This is a genomic window from Micromonospora sp. KC721 (assembly GCF_004348355.1).
GTDB lineage: Bacteria > Actinomycetota > Actinomycetes > Mycobacteriales > Micromonosporaceae > Micromonospora.
The window spans coordinates 1-808 of sequence record NZ_SMJY01000408.1 but is presented as its reverse complement, the minus strand read 5'-3'; the positions used below and the strand labels follow the sequence as shown (position 1 = coordinate 808).

Below are 808 nucleotides of genomic sequence, written 5' to 3'. Positions count from 1 at the left end.
GCCAGTCCGGACCCGTTCCGGTTCTGCGCGGCCGTGATCGTTACCCCGGTGGCTTTCGCCACGGCGGTCGCCGACGCGAGCCTGTTCCGCAGCGCGTACGCGGTGAGTAGGTGGACAACCCGCCGGCTGATGGTCTCGACCCGAGACAGCTCTTCCAAGAGGTTGAGGGTCCATTGGGACTGGTGATCCGTGTCATGATCACTGACTGTCTTCGACTCCGCTACGAGATCGGTCAGGTCGCGGATCTGCTGCTCGACCCACTGTGCCAGGTCCTTGGGTACCGGCGCGGACTGCGACATCAGATTTACTCCCTTGACGGTCTCGTCTCTAATGACTAGAGTCGACTTCACTCGATGCTCTAAAGGCTAGAGCATAGACCTTGGGAGGAACAGACCATGCCGCAGACGTTCATCGTGGACCAGGCCGCGACTTTCCAGGCGGTTGCCTTCCTGGGCGCGGAGCCCCGGATTGAGTTCGGCACGCGGGACAAGCAGGAGACGACCAAGGACGGTCCCGGGGTGCCGCGCGCGGGCGGGACGCAGGAGCGCGCGGCAGGCGGCCCGGGTTTGGCCGCCGGCCCCGGGGCCGGTTTGCCCGGTTCAGGCCACCCGGATCCCACCCGGACTTGGTACTACGCAAAGTTTGCGTCCACCCCAGGTCAGGTGCCCTATGGACCGGCTCGGTACTACGCAAAGTTTGCGTCCACCCCAGGTCAGGTGCCCTATGGACCGGCTCGGAGGGCTGTCCGGTACGGGCTGCGTCAGCTTCTCAACCAGGTGTCAGAGATCGACCGTTGCAAGCGGTGCGG

At 64.9% G+C, this 808-nt stretch carries 2 protein-coding genes; one reads left to right on the top strand and one right to left on the bottom strand.

Annotated elements, in window-relative coordinates:
* Window positions 1-299 (bottom strand): hypothetical protein (locus E1182_RS30695; RefSeq protein ID WP_132271212.1); only part of this gene is annotated, 299 nt, incomplete at its 3' end.
* Window positions 300-395: 96 nt separating this feature from the next.
* Between E1182_RS30695 and E1182_RS31820 the strand changes: the two genes are divergently transcribed.
* Window positions 396-808, top strand: a 413-nt coding sequence (locus E1182_RS31820; protein WP_207921586.1) for a hypothetical protein, incomplete at its 3' end; no start/stop codon positions are given.